Annotated in this window: 15 protein-coding genes and 3 pseudogenes; 8 read left to right on the top strand and 10 right to left on the bottom strand. The window is 71.0% G+C overall.

Translation table 11 applies throughout. The annotated features are described in order from the left end of the window. Positions 1-148: 148 nt before the first annotated feature. On the bottom strand, positions 149-1,513 hold the full coding sequence (locus AB0469_RS14995; protein ID WP_366451795.1) for an NAD(P)-binding domain-containing protein: 1,365 nt from the start codon (positions 1,511-1,513) through the stop codon (positions 149-151). Positions 1,514-1,627: 114 nt separating this feature from the next. Between AB0469_RS14995 and AB0469_RS14990 the strand changes: the two genes are divergently transcribed. Further along, positions 1,628-1,990 carry a metalloregulator ArsR/SmtB family transcription factor gene (locus AB0469_RS14990; protein ID WP_366451794.1) on the top strand — a complete coding sequence of 121 codons (363 nt, stop codon included), beginning with the start codon at positions 1,628-1,630 and terminating at the stop codon, positions 1,988-1,990. Then, the gene (locus AB0469_RS14985; RefSeq protein ID WP_366451793.1) at positions 1,987-2,487 is read left to right on the top strand and encodes an N-acetyltransferase family protein; all 501 of its coding nucleotides are present in this window, start codon (positions 1,987-1,989) and stop codon (positions 2,485-2,487) included. Before AB0469_RS14990 ends, AB0469_RS14985 begins: the two co-directional genes overlap by 4 nt. Before the next feature lie 153 nt (positions 2,488-2,640). Here AB0469_RS14985 and AB0469_RS14980 read toward each other — a convergent pair whose 3' ends face one another. Genes AB0469_RS14980 through AB0469_RS14970 form a run of 3 tightly spaced genes read right to left on the bottom strand, consistent with a single transcriptional unit; the run spans position 2,641 to position 4,837 of the window. After that, positions 2,641-3,702 carry an ArsO family NAD(P)H-dependent flavin-containing monooxygenase gene (locus AB0469_RS14980; protein ID WP_366451792.1) on the bottom strand — a complete coding sequence of 354 codons (1,062 nt, stop codon included), beginning with the start codon at positions 3,700-3,702 and terminating at the stop codon, positions 2,641-2,643. Then, on the bottom strand, positions 3,699-4,481 hold the full coding sequence (locus AB0469_RS14975; RefSeq protein ID WP_366451791.1) for an aquaporin: 783 nt from the start codon (positions 4,479-4,481) through the stop codon (positions 3,699-3,701). The genes AB0469_RS14980 and AB0469_RS14975 overlap by 4 nt, the downstream gene beginning before the upstream one ends. A gap of 41 nt (positions 4,482-4,522) precedes the next feature. After that, positions 4,523-4,837 carry a metalloregulator ArsR/SmtB family transcription factor gene (locus tag AB0469_RS14970; protein WP_366451790.1) on the bottom strand — a complete coding sequence of 105 codons (315 nt, stop codon included), beginning with the start codon at positions 4,835-4,837 and terminating at the stop codon, positions 4,523-4,525. 152 nt (positions 4,838-4,989) lie between these two features. Here AB0469_RS14970 and AB0469_RS14965 point away from each other — a divergent pair, with 152 nt between their 5' ends. After that, positions 4,990-5,406 (top strand): arsenate reductase ArsC, encoded by a 417-nt coding sequence (locus tag AB0469_RS14965; RefSeq protein ID WP_366451789.1) that lies wholly within the window; start codon positions 4,990-4,992, stop codon positions 5,404-5,406. 14 nt (positions 5,407-5,420) lie between these two features. On the opposite strand, the gene AB0469_RS14960 is transcribed toward AB0469_RS14965, so the two are convergent. Continuing rightward, positions 5,421-6,173, bottom strand: coding sequence for an ASCH domain-containing protein (locus AB0469_RS14960; protein ID WP_366451788.1), 753 nt, complete (start codon positions 6,171-6,173; stop codon positions 5,421-5,423). A gap of 968 nt (positions 6,174-7,141) precedes the next feature. Here AB0469_RS14960 and AB0469_RS14955 point away from each other — a divergent pair. Further along, positions 7,142-7,294: pseudogene (locus AB0469_RS14955) on the top strand (IS5/IS1182 family transposase); the annotation flags it as partial. A gap of 97 nt (positions 7,295-7,391) precedes the next feature. Here the strand turns inward: AB0469_RS14955 and AB0469_RS14950 are convergent. After that, the gene (locus AB0469_RS14950; RefSeq protein ID WP_366451787.1) at positions 7,392-8,333 is read right to left on the bottom strand and encodes a hypothetical protein; all 942 of its coding nucleotides are present in this window, start codon (positions 8,331-8,333) and stop codon (positions 7,392-7,394) included. A 357-nt stretch (positions 8,334-8,690) separates the two neighbouring features. Between AB0469_RS14950 and AB0469_RS14945 the strand changes: the two genes are divergently transcribed. The 3 genes and pseudogenes from AB0469_RS14945 (at position 8,691) to AB0469_RS14935 (ending at position 10,513) form a co-directional block, all read left to right on the top strand. Continuing rightward, entirely contained in the window at positions 8,691-9,869 is a 1,179-nt protein-coding gene (locus AB0469_RS14945; protein ID WP_366451786.1) for a Cmx/CmrA family chloramphenicol efflux MFS transporter, read from the top strand. Beyond that, a pseudogene (locus AB0469_RS14940) lies at positions 9,866-9,994 on the top strand (IS481 family transposase); the annotation flags it as partial. The gene AB0469_RS14945 and the pseudogene AB0469_RS14940, both read left to right, overlap by 4 nt. Positions 9,995-10,009: 15 nt before the next feature. Beyond that, on the top strand, positions 10,010-10,513 hold the full coding sequence (locus AB0469_RS14935; RefSeq protein WP_366451896.1) for an NUDIX domain-containing protein: 504 nt from the start codon (positions 10,010-10,012) through the stop codon (positions 10,511-10,513). A 207-nt stretch (positions 10,514-10,720) separates the two neighbouring features. On the opposite strand, the gene AB0469_RS14930 is transcribed toward AB0469_RS14935, so the two are convergent. Beyond that, positions 10,721-11,674 (bottom strand): alpha/beta fold hydrolase, encoded by a 954-nt coding sequence (locus AB0469_RS14930; protein WP_366451784.1) that lies wholly within the window; start codon positions 11,672-11,674, stop codon positions 10,721-10,723. A gap of 724 nt (positions 11,675-12,398) precedes the next feature. On the opposite strand from AB0469_RS14930, the gene AB0469_RS14925 reads away from it, so the two are divergent. Beyond that, on the top strand, positions 12,399-12,611 hold the full coding sequence (locus AB0469_RS14925; protein ID WP_366451903.1) for a hypothetical protein: 213 nt from the start codon (positions 12,399-12,401) through the stop codon (positions 12,609-12,611). Positions 12,612-12,662: 51 nt separating this feature from the next. Here AB0469_RS14925 and AB0469_RS14920 read toward each other — a convergent pair. The 3 genes and pseudogenes from AB0469_RS14920 to AB0469_RS14910 form a co-directional block, all read right to left on the bottom strand. After that, positions 12,663-13,141, bottom strand: a pseudogene (locus AB0469_RS14920) (transposase family protein); the annotation flags it as partial. A 65-nt stretch (positions 13,142-13,206) separates the two neighbouring features. Further along, positions 13,207-13,932, bottom strand: coding sequence for a hypothetical protein (locus tag AB0469_RS14915; protein ID WP_366451783.1), 726 nt, complete (start codon positions 13,930-13,932; stop codon positions 13,207-13,209). Between the two features lie 303 nt (positions 13,933-14,235). After that, positions 14,236-14,604: a VOC family protein gene (locus tag AB0469_RS14910; protein ID WP_366451895.1), complete on the bottom strand. Its 369-nt coding sequence runs from the start codon at positions 14,602-14,604 to the stop codon at positions 14,236-14,238. Between the last annotated feature and the right edge of the window lie 69 nt (positions 14,605-14,673).

Here is a 14,673-nt window from a genome sequence, read left to right as displayed (position 1 = left end):
AAGCCTGTGGCCGCGTACCGGACCATCAGCGCCCTCGCGCACACGAACGAAAGCCCGGGGAGGCAGACGGCCCGGAGCCCGCACTTCGCTGGGGGAGGCCCGTACGCCGAGCTTCACGACGGCCACGCCGCTGTGAGGGCCGCTCCCCTCAGCAGCCGCCGGAGGAAGCGGGAGCGGCGCCGATGGTGAGGGTGGCCGGGGCCGCGCAGCAGCCGCCGCCGGTGTCCTCCGTGGCTGCGGGCTCGTCGAAGAGGCCCGCCCCGCCGCACACGCCGGTCTCGGGAAGGGTGAGTTCGACGCGCTCGGCGGCCTCGTGGTCGCCGGCGAGGTGGGCGGCGATGGAGCGGACCTGCTCGTAGCCGGTCATCGCCAGGAAGGTCGGGGCGCGCCCGTAGGACTTCATGCCGACGAGGTAGGCGCCCTTCTCCGGGTGGGAGAGCTCGTTCACGCCGTGCGGGTACACGGTGCCGCAGGAGTGCTGGTTCGGGTCGATCAGCGGCGCCAGCGCGGCCGGCGCCTGCAGGCGCTCGTCCAGGCCGAGACGGAGTTCGCCGAGGAAGGACAGGTCGGGGCGGAAGCCGGTGAGGACGATGACCTCGTCGACCGGGTCCAGGCGGCGGCCGTCCTCCCCGACGAGGATCACACGGCCGTCGGCGGACCTCTCCATGGTGTCGGTACGGAAGCCGGTGACCGCGTCCGCGTACCCGCCGTCGACCGCGGCCTTCGCCGTCAGGCCGAGGGCGCCACGGGCGGGCAGCTGGTCGGACTCGCCGCCGCCGAAGGTCGAGCCGGAGATCCCGCGGCGCAGGACCCACACCGCGTGCGTGCCCGAACCGTCCTCGGACCTGGCGAGGTCGGCGAGGTGGGCGAGGGCGGTGAAGGCGGAGGCGCCGGAGCCGATGACCGCGGTGCGCCTGCCCGCGTACCGGGCACGGACGACGGGGTCCTTCAGATCGGGTACCCGGTAGGTGAGGCGGTCCGCGGCGGCCTTCTCGCCGAGGGCGGCCAGTCCGCTGCCGCCGGCGGGGCTGGGGGTGGACCATGTGCCGGAGGCGTCGATGACCGCGAGGGCCGGGACCCGCTGCTCGCGGCCGTCGGGGTTCTCGTAGTGGACGACGAAGGGCTGGGCCTCGCGGTCGGCGTCGACCGTGCGGTCGCGGCCGGTGCGCGAGACCCCGGTGACGGTGGCGTTGTAGCGGACGCGGTCGCCGAGGACGTCGGCCAGGGGCTGGAGGTAGAGCTCCGCCCAGTCGCCGCCGGAGGGGTAGGCGGAACCGTCCGGCTTCACCCAGCCGGTGGGGGCGAGGAGCTTTTCGGCGGCGGGGTCGGTGACCTCGGACCAGGTGGAGAAGAGGCGTACGTGCGACCAGTCGCGTACGGCGGTCGCGGCGGCCGGTCCGGCCTCCAGGACCAGGGGCTCGAGGTCCCGCTCGATGAGGCGGGCGGCTGCGGCGAGTCCGATCGGGCCGGCGCCGATCACGACGACGGGCAGGGCTTCGGTGGATGCGTTCACGGTGTGCTCCCCCATTGATTCGATATCTGTCGATGTCCTGGCCCTTCAAGGCTGGACCTTGAATCGACGTTCGTCAACATAGACATGCGTCGAATTTCATCGGATGATGGCGGCATGACTACGAAGGTGTTGCCGCTGCTGGAACCGGAGGCCGTGGCGGCGTGCTGCCCGCCCTTGACGGAGCGCGCCCTGACGGCCGAGGAGGCCGAGCGGACCGCCGTCATGTTCAAGGCGCTCGGTGACCCGGTGCGCCTGCGCCTGTTCTCCGCCATCGCCTCCCACGAGGGCGGCGAGGCCTGTGTCTGCGACATCTCCGACGTCGGCGTCTCCCAGCCGACGGTCTCCCACCACCTGAAGAAGCTGAAGGACGCCGGCCTGCTCTCCTCCGAGCGGCGCGGCACCTGGGTCTACTACCGGGTCGAGCCGGCCGTGCTCGCGGCGATGGGGCAGCTGCTGACCAAGGCGGCGGGCGCGTGAGCTCCGCCCCTGTGCTGGTCCCGCTGACCGGCGCACACGCGTCCGAGGCCCTGGCGATCTACCAGGCCGGGATCGACGAGGGCAACGCCACGTTCGAGACCACCGCCCCCACCTGGGAGGAGTTCGACGCCGCGAAGCTGCCCGAGCACCGCTTCGCCGCCGTCGACACCGACGGGAAGCTGCTGGGCTGGATCGCGGCCACCCGCGTCTCCGACCGGTGCGCGTACGCGGGAGTCGTCGAGCACTCCGTCTACGTCCACCCCGACGCCCGTGGTCGCGGTGTCGCCTCCGCGCTGTTGAAGGCGCTGGTGGAGTCGACCGAGGCGGCGGGGATCTGGACGATCCAGTCAGGGATCTTCCCCGAGAACGCCGCGAGCCTCGCGGTCCACGCGCGGGCCGGCTTCCGGGTGATCGGCACCCGTGAGCGCATCGGCCGCCACCTCGGGGTGTGGCGCGACGTCGTCATGCTGGAACGCCGCAGCCCACAGATCGACTAGAGCACGGCCCCCACCCGCGAGGGCAGGGTCTTCTCCCACGGCACGGCACCCCGGCTGGGGGCGCCGAGCCGAACGGACGGGCATGCCCGATGCCGGTGAGGCCGTACCGTCGACCGGCCGCAGGGCTGGCACCCGCGCCCGCCCTGCGGCAGGTCAGGGGCTGAGGAGGGCGGAGATTTCGCGGGCGGCGTCGCGGGCGGGGCGGCCCACGCCGATGAGCGTGGCCGAAGCCGGGCCGGTCCAGTCGCCGTAGCCGAGCAGGTGCAGGCGCGGCTCGTCCACGGCACGGGTCCCGACGGTGGCGATGTGCCCGCGGGTGCCGCGCAGGCGCAGGGCGGAGAAGGGGGCGAGTGCGGGACGGAACCCGGTGCACCAGATCACCGCGTCCGCCTCGGCCGTCGTGCCGTCGGCCCATGCGACACCGGTGGGGGTGAGTCTGCTGAACATCGGCTTCGGGTTCAGGAGTCCGGCGTCGCGGGCGGTGCGTACGGGCGGGACGGCGACGATGTCGCCGAGGGAGGCGACACCGCCGGTGTCGGCGCGTCCGGCGTCCAGGGCGCGGCGGCGGGCGGTCGCCACGTCGAACAGGGCGCGGCCGTCGATGTCGTCGGCGAGGTAGCGGGGCGGGCGCTGGGTGACCCAGACCAGGTCGATTCCGGCGTGGGCGAGGTCGGCGGCGATCTGCGCGCCCGAGTTCCCGCCTCCCACCACGACCACCCGCTGTCCGGAGAACTCGGCGGGAGCCTGGTACTGGACGGTGTGGAGCCGGCGGCCGGTGTACTCGCGGCGGCCGGGAACCGCCGGGAGGAAAGGGCGGTTCCAGGTTCCGGTGGCGCTCACGACCGCGCGGGCCTGCCAGTCGCCGCCGTCCGTCTCGACCCGCAGGAAGGCGCCGTCCCGGTGGACCGCGGAGACCCGTGCCCCGCGCTGCACGGGCAGTTCGTACCGCTTCTCGTAGTCGGTGAGGTAGTCGACGACATGCTGCGCGTCGGGGTAGGTCTGGCCGGGCTGGACGGGCATGCGGCGCCCGGGCAGGGAGGAGTGCTCCGCAGGGGAGAACAGGCGCAGGGAGTCCCACGTGTGCTGCCAGGCCCCGCCGGGTGCCGTCCGGGCGTCGAGGATGACGTGATCGATGCCCAGACGGCGCAGGTGGTAGCCGGCGGCGAGCCCGGACTGCCCGCCGCCGACCACCACCACGTCCGTGCGCCGCGTCATGCCGAAGGCACCCCGGCGCCGGTCCTGCCACGCATGAAGATGAGCGCCACCAGGGCCAGACCCACGGCGGCGCCGACCAGCTGCATGCCGATGAACGCCGGCACCGAGCCCGGGGCGATGCCCGCGAAGGTATCGGTGAACGCGCGGCCGATCGTCACCGCCGGGTTGGCGAAGGACGTGGAGGAGGTGAACCAGTAGGCGGCGCCGATGTACGAGGCGACGGCGACGGGCGCGAACCGCAGCCGGTCCGACTTCGCCAGTCCGAAGACCAGCAGGATCAGCCCGGCGGTCGCGACGACCTCGCCGAGCAGGAGGTTGCCCGCGGAGCGGTCGTGCGTGGACCACTTCACCAGCGGCTCCCCGAACATCGCGTCCGCCAGGATCGCACCGGCGATCGCGCCGGCGGTTTGGGACGGGACGTAGACGGCGAGCTCCCGCCCACTCACGCCGGCGCCGCCGCGGCGGGCGGTCCACCACTCCGCGAGGCTGACGGCCGGGTTGAAGTGGGCGCCGGAGACGGGGCCGAGGAGGGCGATCAGGACGCCGAGGCCGAAGACGGTGGCGGTCGAGTTCGCCAGCAGCTGCAGCGCGATGTCGTCGGTGAGCTCCGTGGCCTGGATGCCCGAGCCGACCACGATCGCGACGAGGGCGGCAGAGCCGACGAGCTCGGCCGCGGCCCGGGCGATCAGCGGGGTACGGGGCGGGGTGGCGCCGGGCGCGGGCCGAGACGACGCGTCGGGGGCTGTGGCGTCGCTCGTGGCGGGCTCGGTGGCGGTCACGGGCTGGATCTCCTCGGCAGGTGCGGCAAGGACGCAGGGGGTCAGGGGCAGGAACGCTTGAAGTTCGCCTCGGCGGTCAGGCGCGCGCTCTGTGCGAGGGCGGCGAACTGGCCGGCGAGCTGCTCGATGGCGTCGGGGCGCAGGCGGTAGTAGGTGAACCGCCCGCAGGGCTCGGTGTCCACCAGCCCGGCCTCGCGCAGCACTCGCAGGTGGTTGGAGAGGTTGGTCTGCTTGGCTCCGGTCTCTTCCACGAGGTGGGTGGTGCACAGGGTCTCGCGGGCGAGGAGGGTGACGATCCGGAGCCGGAGGGGGTCTGCCAGCACCCGGATCAGATCAGTGTCGGCTGACGTCATCATGGACTGATACTCTCACATCATCCTACGCTGATATCAGCCAAGGCTGATTCATTCGGAGCCGTCGAGGGCGGACGCCGGGCGAGGCTCTCCGCGGCCGCCCGGCACCGCACGCGCGGCTTCACCCCTGCCGCTCCTGCCACGAGGAAGAACCGATGCCCGCACCGCTCGCCTCCGTGCTGTTCGTCTGCATCCACAACGCCGGCCGCTCGCAGATGGCCGCCGGATTCCTGCGCCACCTCGCCGGCGACCGCGTCGAGGTCCGCTCCGCCGGCTCCGTGCCCGGCGACCGGATCAACCCCTCCGCCGTCGCCGCGATGGCCGAGCTGGGAATCGACATCTCCGACCAGAAGCCCAAGGTCCTCACCCCCGAGGCCGCCCAGGCATCCGACTACATCATCACCATGGGCTGCGGCGACGCCTGCCCGTACTTCCCCGGCAAGACCTACCTCGACTGGCAGCTCGAGGACCCGGCCGGCCAGGGCGTCGAGGCCGTCCGCCCCATCCGCGACGAGATCAAGACCCTCGTCGAGGGCCTCATCGCCGGGATCGACGCGAAGCGGACGGCGTAGCCGCCCGCAGCGGTTCAAGCGGCGCCCGTCCTGTCGTTGATCCGGAAGGTGATGACGTCGACCTCGTCGGTTCCCGCCAGACCCGGGTAGTGGCCCTTGAGGCCTTCCCGGAGTTGGGCTGCGGTCGTCAGCCCCTCGGCCTGGGCGTCCTGGTCGGTGAGGTCGCCGACCAGGCAGTGCCTGATGCCGGTCACCTCTGCCGGCAGGACGACTTCGGGGTCGCTCGCGAACACCAGCCGTGCCGGCCCGAGCCGGGCCGGGTCCCGGAAGCGGGTGGTCCTGGTCTTGGCGCCGGAGCGGACGGCTTCGAGGTAGCGGGGGTTGAACCGGATGATGGGGGGACCGGCCGTCTCGGGGTCCTGGTAGAGCGACGGGTCGAGACCGTTCATGCCTTCGGGAGTCCATCGCTGAGTCAGCGGCATCAGGTCGGCGGCGAGAACGGACCTGGGCCCCGCGGGCGTGGGCACGATGACGCGCATGGCGGGGTAGTAGTCCGCGAAGACCTGCCGGTCACGCCCGCACGGGCCGATGACCCCGCGCCCGTGGTTTCCCACGGCGACGATGCAGCGCATCTGGCGGGCGCCCTGGGCTCGTGCGGCTCCCAGAGCCACGAGTTCGGCGCAGGGGCCGCCGGTGAAGTGGTAGAGGTTCACGCCGGCGAACATCCGGTAGTCCGCGGCCATGACCGCGGCGCCCATCGTGTGGATCCCGTCTTCGCCGGGCCCTGCGTCGGTATGCGCGTCTATGGTGCGGCGTGCCAGCTCCACGAGCTCACGCTCGTCATCATCGAGGGCTCGCGCAGATGACGGTACGTACACGTTGTCAGCCTTCTCTTCATTCAGCAGTCGCCGAAGAGCATTCCACGCCACGCAGGTGGGCTCCACGGGATTTCGGCTGCCTTGACCGGCCCCTGCGGCGGTCCCGCGCGCAGGGCTTGAGCGCCCCGACTGAGGCCGCTCGTGGCCAGGGGCGACGATCCGGCCGCGGCTCTGCCGTGGTCGTGGTGGCCCATGGAGGCCGACGGTGGAGCCGGCGGCGGTGTTGTGGGCGCACGCAGCAGCGCGGGACGTGAGGTCCGGCAACTGCAGACCTCGATCCGCCGCCCGGCCGGTGTGCGGCTGCGCTCGGGTCCGTCGGGCCGGTTCCGAGCATCGAAGTTGCCCGTCCGGGCCGGGCGGCGCTCCGTCACACGTGCCCGGCCGGGCTGCCCCGGGCGGATCCGGAACCAGAACTACGCCGGCATCCCCCCAGCAGCCGGCCGCCCGAGTGCGCGCGGGCGCGGGCCGCGCAGGCTCAGCACGACCTGCCCGCCCGCGACGCCCGACCGGGGAAACACCATGGGGTCCACCGCACCCACCCCCCACCCCACCCCGCCGCAGCCGTCACCGCCCGCAGTCGATCGGCGGCCGCGGCGTCTTCCTCATCGACCTCCCCGCCCACCACTGGGACACCACCCCACCCCACACCGGCAAGACCATCTGGGCCGGCCTGCTCCTCGCCTCCCGGCCGGACGCCTGGCCGCCGCTGGCCTTGGCGTCGATGACACACCGACTGCTGTGGGAGGGCGGAATGAGAGATTAAATCCGTTCTGTCGTCGCCTGAACGTGTGGCCTTGCCGCCTCCGGCAGTTCGCGGGGCTGGCGGCGTGCTGAGGTGACTGCGTGAGTGACCGCAAGCCCTACAAGAGCGACTTATCCGACGAACGCTGGGCGCTGATCGAGCCGGTGATCACCTCGGACTCGCCGTGGACGTGCTGGGCCTGGTGATCGCCGTGGTCGTGCTCGCCGCCTCCGTCCACGACAACGCCTTCCGCACCGCTCTGCTCGCCAAGGTCGCAGCAGGAGGCGGCGGCACCGTGACGAAGGCTCTGGTGGACCAGGGGTTCAAGAGCGGCCGGCCGCAGGACTGCCGGACCATCCGGACTACCAGCACATCATGGCGGTCTTCGCCGAGGCCGATGCCCCACTGCGTGCGCGGGTGGTGCATCAGCTCGTGCACCGCTCTTTGAGTAGGTCCTGGAACCACTTGGACTGGAGCTGCAGGGGTGGAGCCATGTCGCCGAAGGACTTGCCGAACGCTTTCGGCGACCGCGCCAACTCCACGAGCACCTGCTCCGCCGTGTCGTCGCCGGCAAGGTCGGGCGCCAGGGCCGCGCAGACCCGAACGCCTCCATGCGGATCACTGAGCCAGGGTCGCGTGTCCCCGCCGAGGCTGCCAATGGCAATCAAGATCGTCGCCAGATCGTGCGAGGACTCGGAGGCTCGGGCCATCGTCAGCAACTGCTTCAGCAGCTCCGGACGCTGAGCGGCGGCTGCGGGATGCCGCGCCAGTGACCCGACAGCCGCGGCGGCGCATGTCCGGCGCCGGACGCGTTCCGACGCGAGGTACGGCAGCGTCCGCCGCAGGAGCACGGGAACCAGGTCGAAGCAGGCAAGCGCCGCCTGGTCGAGGACAAGGTCACCCGGCGCCTTGCCGTCCTGCCACATCTGGGCCCTGCCGTCCGCATCGGCCGACACGTACTCGGCAGTCCAGCCACGCAGCTCCGACACGCGGTCCTGGACCCGGGCACGAATCTCCCCTGCCCGGTCCCCGAGGTCGGCGGCGACGCCCACCTCGTACAGATAGGCGAGCATGGCATCGGGCAGCGAGGGATCGTCGGGCCCCAGCAGCGGATTGTCCAGGAGTTCGACGACAAGCATCGCGGTGGGCGCCGTCGCAGGCCAGGCCTTGCCCTCGCGGCGAAGCGTTGCCGACCACAGGTGCGTGTACCCGTCGACGAGAGCCTCTGCATCGTCGCCGAGGAGAGCCGCCACATGCCCTGGGGTATCGCTGGCGCGTCCCCGGGCATGGAACAAGCCGGACCAGTCCACGTCATGCGCACGGTCATCCACAACGGGGATCGTGTCACAACACTTCGACAGGCTCACTGCCCGGGCACCGTCCGGATCGGCAGGCTGGCTCGCTCGGCCTGGCCCCGGACCCCCGACACGAACACCCGACCTGCCGATCTCGGTCAACCCGTGGGCATGAAGCGAACATCAACTCGCATATCACCCTCTGAAACCCACGTGCCTCGACGGGCACCGGTCGGGTACCGTGCGGGCCATGTCGAGTCCTGAGTCAGACACGGTGGGGGCTTTCGGTCACGCCGTCAGCCCCCTGCACCACTGAGTTCGTAGCCCTGCCGTCCCGCCGCCCGCTGCGGCCGGACGAGTGCGCCCCTGGGGGCTGACCGCGGTGACGAGATGACCTTCTCGTGCTTCTCCTCACCCCGGAGCCACTCGATGCCTCTCCCGCTGTATCTGCTCGCCGTGGCGGTCTTCGCCATGGGCACCTCGGAATTCATGCTCGCCGGCCTCCTGCCGGACATCGCCTCGGACCTCGACGTGACGGTTGGGACAGCAGGCATGCTCACCTCGGCGTTCGCGATCGGAATGATCGTCGGTGCCCCGCTCATGGCCGGGCTCGCCCGCAACCGGCCCGGACGGTCCAGCCTCCTCGGGTTCGTCCTCGTCTTCCTGGCAGCCCACGTCGTGGGCGCTGCCACCTCGCACTTCCCGGTCCTGGTGGTGACGCGCGTGGCCGCAGCACTCGCCTACGCGGGGTTCCTCGCCGTAGCACTGACGACCGCCACCACGCTGGTCTCACCCGACAAGAAGGGGCGCGCGCTCGCCGTACTGCTGTCGGGCACCACGGCGGCCACGGTCGCCGGCGTCCCGGGGGGATCGGTGCTCGGCACGCTGCTCGGCTGGCGGGCCACCTTCTGGGCCGTCGCCGCACTCTGCCTGCCCGCAGCCATCGGCATCGTCAAAGGGATCCCAGCGCGACGTGAGCAGCCGGCCGCTGCCGACGGGCCGGCCTTGCGATCGGAACTCGCGCAGCTCAAAAGGCCGCGGCTGCTCCTGATCATGCTGCTGGCCGCCACGGTGAACGCGGCGACCTTCGCCGGCTTCACCTTCCTCGCCCCGGTCGTGACGGGCACTGCCGGACTGGGCGAGCTGTGGATCTCCGTCGCGCTGGTGCTCTTCGGCGCCGGTTCCTTCGCCGGGGTCACCGTCGCCGGCCGGTTGTCCGACCGGCACCCCGGCCCGGTCGTTGCGGTCGCCGGTCCGCTGCTGCTCATGGGCTGGCCGGCCCTGGCCGTCCTGGCCGACAGGCCGGCTGCACTGCTCGCCCTCGTGTTCGTCCAGGGCGCGCTGTCGTTCGCGCTGGGCAGCACGCTGATCACGCGGGTCCTCTACGAGGCTGCGGCAGCGCCCACCATGGCCGGCTCCTACGCGACCGCCGCGCTCAACGTCGGCGCCGCCGTCGGACCCCTCATCGCCGCGGCGGCCCTCGGCACGGCAGCCGGGGACCTCGGGCCGCTCTGGGCGAGCGCGCTCCTCGTCCTGGTCGCGCTACTCGCCGCGTTCCCCTTGCGCGGGATGATCGCAGCCGGTCGCAGCAGCGAGGTGCTCCGGTGACGCACACGAACGCCGCCTCGACCATCGAGGGACGTCGAAGGATCGTCGAAGGCTGCCGCAGCACCCGACCGATCGCCCATGTCGCCGCCGAGGCCGGCATCTCGGGCGTTTGCCAGTCCAAGTGGAAGGACCTCAGGGGAATGGATGAACTGGTGGAGCGTGTCGACGATCGCGATCGTGTGCTGGGGACGGTGGTCAGCCGCCGGCAGGCCATCCGGGAGGGTTGGCTGCACCGAGTCGCGGTGACGGTGTGCCGTGATGAGCGTGGACGGATCCTCGTCCACCGGCGGTCGGAGCAGGCATCGCGCTTCCCCGGGCTCCATGAGGTCGAGGTCGGTGGCGCCGCACACGTCGGCGAGTCCTATGAACAGGCCGCCGCGAGGGAGCTGGCCGAAGAGCTGGGCATTCGTGCGCTGCCGCGCCTGCTGTTCACGTTCGTCAACCGCAGCGGCCTGAGCCCTCACTGGCTCGGCGTGCACGAAGCCGTGGTGCCGGATGCCGTGGTCCCCGATCCCGACGAGGTCGCCTGGCACGGCTGGCTGACCGAGCCGGAGCTGCGGTCAGCCCTGCAGGAGTGGCGTTTCACTCCCGACAGCCACGAAGCCTTCAGCCGGTACCTGGCGTTCCGGGCCGCGCGGTCCTGAGGGTGCCGCAGTAAGGCTGGTGGTCAGTTGTGCGGAGCCAGTGGAGGACGCCCAGTCGCTCCCGGGCCCAGACGGCGCGACTCGCCCTCCTCGGCGAGCTGGGACGCCGTCGTCTACGAGGGCGAGCAGCCGTACGGGGGTCCTCCGCTGTATCGCGCTGTCCGGTCAGTGGCGGGGCGCCAGGGGGGACATGCCTTCGGGCCGGAATCAGAAGGCGGGCAGCCGCGGTACGCAGGGAGCTGCTGGGGCTGAGGGGTCCAGGGCCCGTTCGACCAGTCCGATCGCACGGGGGCTGTACGACATGCTCAGATGGGCGGAGAGGTCGGCGAAGCAGCCCTCCTGCAAGGGGATGTTCTGCACCGTTGCTCCGGGTCCCGCTGTCATGAACGTGCTCTGCCAGGGGGTGGTGATCTCGTCGTACTTCGTGGCGATCACGGTGTAGTCGACCCCGGGAACGGTGTCGCCGTCGGCGTTGAGCTCCTTGATGAAGTCGGATTTCTCGTACTGCTGGACGCCTGCCACCCCGAGGGTCTTCTCCCCGAGCCCCAGCATGTGGAGCTTGTCGGCGAGCGTCTCGATGCCGCTCATGGTGGTGCCGTGGTTCGTCGCGCCGAGTTGGACGACCTTCCTGACCTTGTTCTTCGACGGGTCGGTCGGGTTGGCGCCTCCGTCGGCCTTGAGATACCAGCGGCTCAGGGTTCCGCCCTGGGAGTGGCCGACCAGGTCCACCTGCCCGGAGCCGCTGGCAGCGAGCACCTTGTCCACGAAGGCGGCCAGCTCCTTCGAGGACTTCCTGATGTCTCCGTAACCCTTGACGGTGGGGGCGAGGGCCACCCCGGCGTCGTCGGTGTCACCGAAGTCGAGGGCGTAGACGCAGTAGCCCTGGGCCTTCAACTCGGGGGACATCCGGGCCCAGTTGTTGTAGCGGTTCTCGTAGGTCCCGTGGACCAGGACGACCGGCCGCGGGTGGGCGGCGCCGGGACGGCAGTTCCAGTCGTTGGCACCCGGCGGATCGATGTCCAGGTGGAGGATGGAATGGACCATGGCGGGAAAGAAGTCGTCCTGCTCGGGTCCGGTCTCCGCCGCCGCGGACGTGGCGGTGGCCAAGACCGTCGCCACGGCGGCGGCGCAGACGGCGCTGACGTATCTGGGTGTGTGCAAGACGGCTCGCCTCACGAGTCCCCCTGGGAGAAGCATCTCGTCGATTGGATAGTGGCAGTCTCCAACAGGAGGGATGGGTTGGACAGTGGCAGGAGCGAGATGGCCGAATCGGACTCCTCGCAAGAACGGGAGCGCCAGAACCGGGTACTGCACGGCGGTGCTCCCGATCAGCTCGTCCGGGTCGAGCGCGGCCGACAAAAGTCCGGCCTCGCCGTCGTACCCGCGCCCCGGCGAGGTGACGTGCACCATCCGCACGCGCCGGTTCGCGGCTTCACGGGCTGCGGCCCGGGTGAAGTCCAGGTAGTGGTCCCTGGCGGGGCCGGCGTCCCCGAAGCCGGCCGGGGGCACGAGCCGGAACAGGCGGTCGGCGCCCTGTCCATGACTTCCTCGCAGCGGGTGCACTCGGCGGTGTTGCCGCCGGTGAGGACGAAGCCGGGCCTTGTAGAGCTGTTTGTCGAAGGCGGATGGTCAGCCTCCGTTGCTGCCGCGGCGGGATCGGTGGGCCCGCTGGTCACGGTGTTCGGGGATGGTGTGCCCGATTCCTGCCCTGCCCCCCTTTGCGGGCGCCCCGTCCATGCGGCTTGTGTCCGGTGACCAGGCCTCCGATTCTTGGCGCGTACATGCTCTTGCGACGCGTTCCTGCCCCTGAGTGGGTGCGGGCGCGATCGGATGCGGGGGCCCGGCTCACCCGTGCGGGTCCCCTGCCTTCACGGAGGAGGGCACCATGCTCAAGAAGCCCGGGAAGCGCCTCGCAGGAGCAACCGCTTCACTCGCGGTCGCCATCGGCGTCGGTATGACCGGCGCCACCACTGCCCATGCCGACGGCGGCATCGCCTACAGCTGGCAGGTCGGACACGACTGCATCATCGGCTCGCACTGGACGGGCGGCTGCCTCGTCCTGGTGGGTCGACAACGCCTGCTGAGGGCTGTCCCGTAAATGATCTCCGAGTCGTCTCTGCATGGTTGATCGTGGTGAAGTCCGTAGATATCCGGCGAGGGCGAGATTGTGCATCCGGGCGATGCCGAGCATGACGTGGTGGACGCCGTCGCCTGTGAGGCGGCAGTCCCGGAGGGTCTTCGAGGTCTTCATGTGGGCGAAGACGTGCTCGACGCGGGCGCGGACCTGCTTGTGGGACTGTTGTGGTCTTCTTTCCAGTCCGCGAGTTCGGTCTGGCCGCGCTCGCGGCGGTGCGGGACGACGAGTCCGGTTCCCGGATAGCCGCCGTCGCGCGAACATCGGCCCGAGGTGGTCGATGATGCGGTCCACCGCCGGCTTGGACACCCCGAACAGCAGGGCGAGCTGCCGCATCGTAAGGTTCGTGCGCCAGTACGCCGCGACCAGCAGGGCCCGGTCCTCCAGCGGAGACTCCACCGCCGGCCATGGTGAATCGCGTCCGCACCCTCGCGTCGCAGCACCCTCACCAGCTTGCCGAACTGCCGAAGGCCGAGCCCGGTGCACGGAGCCATCCAGGACGACTCGGACGCCGTGATCACTGCTGCCGTGCGGAGATCATCCCGCACGGCGGGAACGCCTACATGGACTGCAGCTCGCGAACTCGGGCACGGAAGATGCGCCAGCGCCGCTCGTTGCCGTGCACCAGCGTTGCCGACTCCGTCATCAGATCAGCTGCCCGGTCCAGCAGCTCGGAAGCCGAATACAGGTAGGCGGGGGCCGTCCGCTCGCCCCCCAGATCGACCCGCAGCGCCGCCGGAGCGAAGTCGACGCAGGCCAGCAGGTCAAGAGCGCGCCGCAACAGCCGCGCGACCAGGGTCTGGAGGCCCGCCGACTGCCAGTCGTTGGCGATGATCCGGTGCCGCTCCCCGAGCAGGTCGACCAGCGCGGGATAGGCAGCCAGGCCCCCCGCGATCTCCCACGCTTGCTCCATCGCACCGGCCAGCCAGGCACCCGTCTGCTCGACGTCATCCGCCAGGAGCCCGACCTCACGTTTCAGCCGCTGCAGTTCGACCGGCTCGCCCTCCCCTTCCATGAAGAGGATCCCCGACGCCGCGGCAAGCCCGGGGGCATTAAGGTCCTCCGTGCCGGCGAACGCGGCCGCCGACGTCTGCTCACCCACGACCACCACGCTCCACCGGTCGGCCAGCGTCTTCAGCGCCCGAGACCGCGCCTGCAGCTCGCCGGCCTGCCGCAACGGAGCCTGCGAGTAGTACTCCTCATGCTCGCGATGGAACCGCGCGAGATTGTCGATCAACTGCAACAGCGACTCAGGAGGGCTGAGCTGCGCCTCGTCCTCGGCCATGTCAGCAGTGTGCACCAGGTCCCACGCGCGCAGACGTCCAGCCACGCGCCCGTACGCGTCGGAGGCGAGCCCCGCGGCCCTCACGGATCTTTACGGGACGGCTTGGCGTTTCAGGCACCGGAAGGCCGCCAAGCTCACCGGCCCCGAGGAGTGAGGGCGTGAACCCCGCTCCGCTTCAGCCGACTGTGCCCGGGCCCGGCCCGCACGGCACGAGAAGCCCCGTCCGGAACCGGTCGCGCACCGGCCGCAGGCGCGCAGCCGATGAACCTCCCCAGCCGTGTCGGGTGCGGGAGCAGGGCCGAGTCAGCCCCTGACGATGCAGAAGGGATGACCGGCTGGATCGGTGAGGACCCGCCACCTGTCCTCGTGCGGCTGGTGATCTGCCTTACCCGCGCCCAGCTCCAGCAGCCGGGCCTCCGCCTCGTCCAAGTCCACGACGTCGAAGCAGAGGTGAAGCTGCTGAGGAACGTCCTGATCAGGCCAGCTCGGCGCCCGGTAGTCGTCGACCCGTTGGAAGCCGATGAGGAGTCCGTCCTCACGGTGGACAGCGGCAAAGTCGGCGTCCGACTTCGGGTGGGGTTCAAGACCGGTGGCCTGCTGATAGAACGCTGCCAGAGCCGGCGGATCAGGGCAATCGAGTGTTATCGCACTCAACTTCATCTGCAAGGGAATGACACCTCCAAGCCGATCGACAGACCTTCCTGATCACACCCCAAGAGGCGCCGCCTGTCCCCGATGATC

The sequence above is a fragment of the Streptomyces sp. NPDC093801 genome (genome assembly GCF_040701585.1).
Taxonomy (GTDB): domain Bacteria; phylum Actinomycetota; class Actinomycetes; order Streptomycetales; family Streptomycetaceae; genus Streptomyces.
The sequence above is the reverse complement of the archived record's forward strand: the minus strand, read 5'-3'. Positions and strand labels throughout refer to the sequence as shown.